At 74.8% G+C, this 6,374-nt stretch carries 8 protein-coding genes and 1 pseudogene; 5 read left to right on the top strand and 4 right to left on the bottom strand.

What is annotated here, in order from left to right; genetic code table 11:
• Both AB0B20_RS28265 and AB0B20_RS28260 read left to right on the top strand, forming a co-directional pair.
• Window positions 1–165 (top strand): annotated as a pseudogene (locus AB0B20_RS28265) (dipeptide/oligopeptide/nickel ABC transporter ATP-binding protein); the annotation flags it as partial.
• 136 nt (window positions 166–301) lie between these two features.
• The gene (locus tag AB0B20_RS28260; RefSeq protein WP_357474863.1) at window positions 302–682 is read left to right on the top strand and encodes a hypothetical protein; all 381 of its coding nucleotides are present in this window, start codon (window positions 302–304) and stop codon (window positions 680–682) included.
• Window positions 683–776: 94 nt separating this feature from the next.
• On the opposite strand, the gene AB0B20_RS28255 is transcribed toward AB0B20_RS28260, so the two are convergent.
• Both AB0B20_RS28255 and AB0B20_RS28250 read right to left on the bottom strand, forming a co-directional pair.
• Window positions 777–1,484, bottom strand: coding sequence for a phenylalanine--tRNA ligase beta subunit-related protein (locus tag AB0B20_RS28255; RefSeq protein ID WP_357389861.1), 708 nt, complete (start codon window positions 1,482–1,484; stop codon window positions 777–779).
• Window positions 1,485–1,520: 36 nt separating this feature from the next.
• Window positions 1,521–2,129, bottom strand: a complete 609-nt coding sequence (locus AB0B20_RS28250; RefSeq protein WP_357389859.1) for a LysE family translocator — start codon at window positions 2,127–2,129, stop codon at window positions 1,521–1,523.
• Between the two features lie 29 nt (window positions 2,130–2,158).
• Here AB0B20_RS28250 and AB0B20_RS28245 point away from each other — a divergent pair, with 29 nt between their 5' ends.
• The gene (locus AB0B20_RS28245; protein WP_357474860.1) at window positions 2,159–3,637 is read left to right on the top strand and encodes a PLP-dependent aminotransferase family protein; all 1,479 of its coding nucleotides are present in this window, start codon (window positions 2,159–2,161) and stop codon (window positions 3,635–3,637) included.
• Window positions 3,638–3,688: 51 nt separating this feature from the next.
• On the opposite strand, the gene AB0B20_RS28240 is transcribed toward AB0B20_RS28245, so the two are convergent.
• Entirely contained in the window at window positions 3,689–4,702 is a 1,014-nt protein-coding gene (locus AB0B20_RS28240; RefSeq protein WP_357474857.1) for a transcriptional regulator, read from the bottom strand.
• Between the two features lie 44 nt (window positions 4,703–4,746).
• Here AB0B20_RS28240 and AB0B20_RS28235 point away from each other — a divergent pair, with 44 nt between their 5' ends.
• Both AB0B20_RS28235 and AB0B20_RS28230 read left to right on the top strand, forming a co-directional pair.
• Window positions 4,747–5,223, top strand: coding sequence for a hypothetical protein (locus tag AB0B20_RS28235; protein ID WP_357389853.1), 477 nt, complete (start codon window positions 4,747–4,749; stop codon window positions 5,221–5,223).
• Window positions 5,223–5,678 carry a hypothetical protein gene (locus AB0B20_RS28230; RefSeq protein ID WP_357474854.1) on the top strand — a complete coding sequence of 152 codons (456 nt, stop codon included), beginning with the start codon at window positions 5,223–5,225 and terminating at the stop codon, window positions 5,676–5,678. Before AB0B20_RS28235 ends, AB0B20_RS28230 begins: the two co-directional genes overlap by 1 nt.
• On the opposite strand, the gene AB0B20_RS28225 is transcribed toward AB0B20_RS28230, so the two are convergent.
• Entirely contained in the window at window positions 5,653–6,333 is a 681-nt protein-coding gene (locus AB0B20_RS28225; RefSeq protein WP_357389849.1) for a TetR/AcrR family transcriptional regulator, read from the bottom strand. The two genes, AB0B20_RS28230 and AB0B20_RS28225, sit on opposite strands and share 26 nt — an antisense overlap.
• Window positions 6,334–6,374 lie beyond the last annotated feature (41 nt).

Below are 6,374 nucleotides of genomic sequence, written 5' to 3'. Positions count from 1 at the left end.
ACCCGCTGCTGGAAAGCCACCAACCACTGCGCCACCGAAGAACCCGCACTCGTCACCCGCGACGACGGCACACAACTCACCGCCTGCCACTACCCCGAGAAGGAGGCACCGCTCGACACGCCTATGGAAGCCACCCCGGCGCCCGGCAGCGACGAACGCACCTGACTCACGACGGGCCGGGGGCGACCATCGGACATCGTTCGGGCATATCCGCGCACTACCCGTGGGCAGCCCGCTCGACCGGCCGGACGACCCCGGCTCGCCCGGCGGTTTCGTCGGACCCGCTCGCTAGGGTACGGACGTGATCGCCGATGACTCCGATGCCGTGACAGTCCGCTTCCTGCGCATGATGCGTGCCGAGATAAGCGCCGAACGGGCGGGCGAGGATTCGCTCGGCCGCACCGTCGACCTCGCCCGGCGCTTGTGGGGCACCGGCGACGCCGCCGACGCGCGCCTCGCCGACGCCCTGCGCGAGCTGCACGGCGAGCCGGCCGACTCGCACGACGTCGCGGGTGCGGCGAACGCCCTGACCGCCGACGCCGGCCTGCTCACCGAGCCCGACGCGCGGGGCGCGGCGCTGGCCCGGTTCACCGCCAACGCCCGGCGCCTGCGCACCGGTGAGATCACCCCGGCCGAGTTCGACGAGCTGACGACCCGCGAGCGCACCGACCCCGACGCCTGACGACGAGCCGGGCGGCTCCCAGCGTCGTCGCCGGACGCCCGGAACCTGCGCACCGGCGTCACGCCGCGCGACCGGCCGTCACCACGCCGGCGGATCAGCCCGTCCGGACCGGCACGGCGAACTCCGGCGCGTCACCGCTGAGCATCGCCGTCCGCGACGGCACGCGCCACAGCTCGGCCAGCGCCGCGGCCAGCTCGTCCACGACCTGGCGTACGGTCGGGGCCGCCCCGTCGTGCATCGCCTCGACCACCACCAGGACCTCGGTGGTGGCGGCCCGCACCGCTGACGCGCCGCTCTGCCGGTGGCACCAGCGCCGGGCGTGCGCGTGCCCGCCCTCGTCGGCGAAGATCACCTCGTCGGGCACCGGGTGCTCCGCCTCCCCGCCGAGGGTCAGATAGGTTTCCGTGCCCTCGGCCGGGCGTACGGTCAGGTCGCCGTCGACGTGGGCGAGGTCGAGCACCGCCACCGGCACCGCGTACCGGACCGACAGCGCGTTGCCGAGATCCACCAGCGGATGCAGGCGGGGCAGGTCCCCGTCCCGCCGCAGCCGGCGGAGCAGCGACTCGGCCGCGCAGCGGTAGCGGGTCGGCGGGCAGCCCATCCGGGTGAACGCGCGCCGCCACGCCTGGATCTCCGGGAAGCCACCCTCCGGCCCGGCGGAAAGGCGGTCCCGGGCAGTGCCGAGATGCCCGGCCAGCAGTGGCGTGACGTCGACGTCGGGCGTGACGCCGGTGGCGTGCAGGACGCCGCAGGTCAGTTCCGGGAAGGCCGACCAGACCTCGGGGGAGTGCCGGAAACGCACAGGGAGACTCCTTTTCGGGCGGTGAACTGGAACGGGTCAGGCGGTGAGGGCGAGGCCGAGGCCCAGGACGAGGAAGCCGCCGGCGACGGCGTGCCGCAGCAGCCCGGTCAGCCGGGGCCGGGACAGCACGCGGCGACGCAGCGCGCCGGCCAGGAGCGCGTACCCGGCGAACACCAGCAGCGTGACAGCCATGAACACCAGGCCGCAGGCGAGCATCCGCGCCGTGGCGGCGGGCGTGTCCGGGGGTACGAACTGCGGCAGGAACGCCACGAAGAACACAGTCACCTTCGGGTTCAGCAGGTTCAGCAGCACACCGTCCCGGAACACCGCAGCCGCCGGACGTGGCGGCCGGTCGCTCCCGACGGTGAGCGTGCCCCGGTCCCGCAGCGCCGACCAGGCCATCCAGAGCAGGTACGCCACACCCAGCCAGGTCACCACGCGAAACGCCGGGGTGCCGGCGCGCAGCAGGGCGGCCAGGCCGGTCACCGCGGCGATGACGTGCGGGACGAGGCTGAGCGTGGCGCCGGCGGCAGCGGCCAGCCCGGCCCGGCGCCCGGCGGTCACGGCGGTGGCGAGTGTGTGCATCACCCCGGTACCGGGACTGACCGCGACGATCAGTGAGGTCAGCAGAAACGCGGCTGTCATGCGGTCCAGCCTGTGGCCATAATGGCCCGATGGACAGGGCCAAAGCCGTCGCTTCCCACGAGTCCAAAGCGGCCGGTGCCGACTTCCTCCAGCTCGACGTCGGCGAGGCGCCGCCCGGTGGCCGCGCGGACTGGCTGGCGGCCCGGCTGCGCTCCGCGATCGCCGACGGCCGGGCGCCGGTGGGCACCCGCCTGCCGGCGAGCCGCGTGCTCGCCGCCGAGCTGGGCGTCTCCCGGGGCGTGGTGACCGAGGCCTACCAGCGGCTGGCCGAGGACGGGCAGGTCGCCGGGCGTGGCCGGGCCGGAACGATTGTGGTCGCCACCCCGGCCGCCGCGCTCACCCGGCCGTCCCGGCCCAGGAGGACACCGGAGGTGTTCGCCGGTCGGCCCGGCATGGACGCGATCGACGAGCTGCGTGCCGTACCCGCTGAGGTGGACCTGACGCCCGGCGTACCCGATCTGGCGGCCTTTCCCCGCGCGGCCTGGCTGCGGGCCGAACGGGCCGTGCTGCAGCGGGTGGCGCCGGCGGCGCTCGGCTACGGCGGCCCGACGGGTACGCCCGCGCTGCGGCTCGCGGTCGCGAACTGGCTGGCCCGCAACCGGGGCATCCGCGCCGACCCGGCCGAGGTGGTGATCGTGGCGGGGGTTTCCCAGGCGCTCGGCCTGCTCGCGCGGGTGCTCCACGACCGGGGTACGCACACCGTCGCGGTGGAGGACCCCGGCTCGCTGGGCGTACGGCAGCACCTGGCCTATTCCGGGCTGGCGACGCCGCCGGTCCCGGTGGACGACAGGGGCCTGCGCGTCGACGCGCTGGAGCGGTCCGGTGCGCCGGCCGTGCTGCTCACCCCGGCGCACCAGTTCCCGACCGGAGTGGTGCTCGACGGCGACCGGCGCCGGCGGCTGCTGCGGTGGGCACGCGACGGTGGCCTGGTGGTGGAGGACGACTACGACGCCGAGCACCGCTACGACCGGCCGCCGGTGCCGGCGCTGCGGGCCATGGCGCCGGACCGCGTCTGCTACGTCGGCAGCATCTCCAAGCTGCTCGCGCCGGCCCTGCGGATCGGATGGATGCTGGTGCCGCCCGCGCTGCACGCCGAGGTGGTGGCCGCGAAGCGGGCCGCCGATCTCGGCAACCCGGCGTTGGCGCAGCTCGTGCTGGCCGAGCTGATGGAGTCCGGCACGTTGGAACGGCACCTGCGGCTGCTGCGCCACCGGCACGTACGCCGCCGCGACGCGATGATCCGCGCGGTAGGCGCGCACCTGCCGGGGGCGGTGGTGCACGGCGCCGCGGCCGGGCTGCACCTGATGGTCACGCTGCCCGGCGACGTCGACGACCGGGCGCTGGCGGCGGCGGCGCTGCGCCACGGCGTCAAGGTCCACCCGCTGTCCTGGCACGGCCAGCGCCCACAGCCGCCCGGCCTGGTCCTCGGCTACGCCTCGACCCCGCCGTCGGAGATCGACCGAGCCCTCTCCACGGTGGCCGACGCCCTCCGTACCCCGCCTCGGTGATCAAGGAGTTCGTGTCCGAGTCGATCTCCTCGAAGGACACAAACTCCTTGATCACCGGGGGAGAGGCGGGGTGGGTGGGACGGTGGGCAGGGTGGGCGGCGGGTAGAGGGTAGTGAGGGCGGTGGCCGTTTCGGTCAGGCGGGTGCGTAGCGCCTCCGGGGTGAGGACCTCCACCTCGGCGCCGAGCCGGAGCAGGTCACCGTGCGCGTGGGTGAGCGACTCGATCGGGATGACCGCGTGCACCCAGCCGGTGGCGTCGGGCGGGCCGGCGCTCGCCTCGGCGGCGGCGACCACCACGTCGCTGCCGACCTCGCGCAGCCGGGCGAAGCCGCGCGGCGACAGCCGGATGCGCGCCTCGTCGCGGTGCAGGCCCGCCCGGAACCGCACCACGTGCGCGCGCCACCAGGCCGGCAGGTCGAACTCCGGCCGCTCGAACGTCTCGTCCAGCGGGGTCAGGTCGAGGATCTGGTTGACCCGGTAGGTGGCCGGGTCGGCGCGGTCGGGCCGGGCGGCGACCAGATACCAGCGCCCGCCCTTGAGCACCAGCCCGTACGGTTCGAGGACCCGGGTCGTCTCGCCCCGCCAGCCCCGGTACCGCACCCGGACCCGGTGCTGCCGCCACACCGCCTCGGCCGCCTCGGCGAGGTGTGGCGACGGGTCGCCGTCGGAGTACCAGCCCGGTGTGTCCAGGTGGAACCGCTGCTCCAGCCGGGCCGCCCGGTCGGCCAGCGGGGCGGGCAGCGCGGCCCGCAGCTTGAGCTGCACGGCGGCGACGACCGACTGGTAGCCCAGCTCGGCGGCCGGCCCGGGGAGCCCGGCGAAGAGCAGCCGGTCGGCCTCCTCGGCGGTGAGCCCGGTCAGCCGGGTCCGCCAGCCCTCCACGAGCCGGTAGCCGCCGTCGTGTCCGGCCTCGCCGTACAGCGGGATGCCCGCCGCGTGCAGCGCCTCGACGTCCCGGTAGATCGTGCGTGCCGACACCTGGAGGCGGGCGGCCAGGTCGGCGGCGGTGAGCCGGTTGTGCGCCTGCAGGAGCAGCAGGATGGACAGGAGTCGACTGGCCCGCATTCTCCTGACACTAGCTGTCAGGGGAGCGGCCCTAGCGTGCCCGCATGGCTTTTCACGACAAGGATCTGACAGTGCCGGGGGCCGTCGAGGTGGCCGGCCGGCACGTCAAGCGCTACCACATGGACCAGCCGGGTCGCCGCCTCGAACCGCGGGTGGTCGACGCCGCGTACGCGTACCTCCCGGCGCTGCTGCCCGCCCCGGACGGCTCCACCCCGCCGGCGAGCTGGGTGGTGCTGCACCGGGGCGCGGACACCGGGGCGTACCTGCTGGCGTACAGCTGGTTCTTCGACAACGTGGTCGAGTGCCGCATCGCGATCGCCGGGCAGCCCGCGCTGGACTGCCCGGACGACGACCCGGCGCACTTCGTCGACCTGACCCGCCCCGGCGTCGGCTGCGTCTGGGAACTGGGCGTGCTGGAACACGAGCGCGCCGCCTGGATCCGGCACGTGCTCGCGCCGGACCGGCCAGACCTCGCGGGCTACCTGGCGGACGCCCGGGCCGAGGGGCCGGTGGGCCGCTGATGGGCGACTTCGACTTCCTCGTCGGCACCTGGGACGTGACCAACCGGCGCCTGCGGCAGCGCCACGTCGGCAGCGACGACTGGGACGAGTTCGCCGGTGTCAGCGAGGCGCGCTCGTTCTTCGACGGCGCGGGCAGCTTCGACGAGATGCGCTGCCCGAGCCGGGGCTTCTCCGGCTCCACGGTGCGCATCCTGAACCCGTCGACCGGGTTGTGGTCGCTCTACTGGATGCACAGCAGCCGTGGGGTGCTGGGACTGCCGCCGGTGGTGGGCCGGTTCACCGGCGGCGTCGGTGAGTTCCACGCCGACGACACCGACGAGGGGCGGCCGGTGCGCTGCCGCTTCCTCTGGTCGGCGATCACCGCGGACTCCTGCCGCTGGGAGCAGGCGTTCTCCACCGACGGTGAACGCACCTGGGAGACCAACTGGGTCATGGAGTTCCGCCGGACGCGGTGACCGGCGGCGTGGTGGTCCGGTAGATCGCGGTCAGCCACACGTCGAGCAGCACGTCCACCACGTCCCGCTCGGCCACCGCCGGGCCGTCCCCGGCGAAGGTGGCGTACCAGACACGTTCGTTCATCGAGTTCAGCGCGATGGCGAGGTCCCGGGCGGGCAGGCCGTCCGGGGCCGCGCCGCGCGCGCGTTCGGCCTCGATCGCGGCCTGCACCGCGCGGACCCAGCGTTCCAGCACCTCGGCCCAGAGCCGACGCACCTCGGCGTTGGTGCCGCGCACCTGGGCGCAGGCCAGCACCACGTCCCGGTGCCCGCCGAACGTGGCGTGGAACCGGGCGATCAGCTCCCGCCAGTGGGCGCGCGGGTCCTCGGCGAGCCGCTCGAACACGCCACCGGCGGCCGCGTCGGCCTCCTCGGTGACCCGGTCGAGCAGCGTGAGCAGCACCGCGTCCTTGGACGGGAAGTAGAAGTAGAACGTGGGCCGGGAGATCCCGGCACCGCGCGCCAGGTCGTCGATGGAGATGTCGGCGAAGGGGCGCTGCGCCAGCAACCGCTCGGCGGTGGCCAGGATCGCGGTCTCCCGGTCGTCTCCGGTGGACCGGCCGGCCCGCCGCCCGCGCGTCGGCGCGGCGCCGGTCGGCGTACGGGCGGTCGTCATGTCGGCTGATGCTACACCCGCTCGACACCCTGTCGATCCGA

Origin of the sequence: Micromonospora sp. NPDC049151 (assembly GCF_040648395.1) — a bacterium.
Classification (GTDB): Bacteria; Actinomycetota; Actinomycetes; order Mycobacteriales; family Micromonosporaceae; genus Micromonospora.
This window is presented reverse-complemented; position numbering and strand designations above follow the sequence as displayed.

Coding starts and splice junctions, on each gene's coding strand:
- AB0B20_RS28250 (WP_357389859.1), bottom strand. CDS start 2,129: ATGACAGCCGCGTTTCTGCTGACCTCACTGATCGTCGCGGTCAGTCCC.
- AB0B20_RS28245 (WP_357474860.1), top strand. CDS start 2,159: ATGGACAGGGCCAAAGCCGTCGCTTCCCACGAGTCCAAAGCGGCCGGT.
- AB0B20_RS28240 (WP_357474857.1), bottom strand. CDS start 4,702: ATGCGGGCCAGTCGACTCCTGTCCATCCTGCTGCTCCTGCAGGCGCAC.
- AB0B20_RS28235 (WP_357389853.1), top strand. CDS start 4,747: ATGGCTTTTCACGACAAGGATCTGACAGTGCCGGGGGCCGTCGAGGTG.
- AB0B20_RS28230 (WP_357474854.1), top strand. CDS start 5,223: ATGGGCGACTTCGACTTCCTCGTCGGCACCTGGGACGTGACCAACCGG.
- AB0B20_RS28225 (WP_357389849.1), bottom strand. CDS start 6,333: ATGACGACCGCCCGTACGCCGACCGGCGCCGCGCCGACGCGCGGGCGG.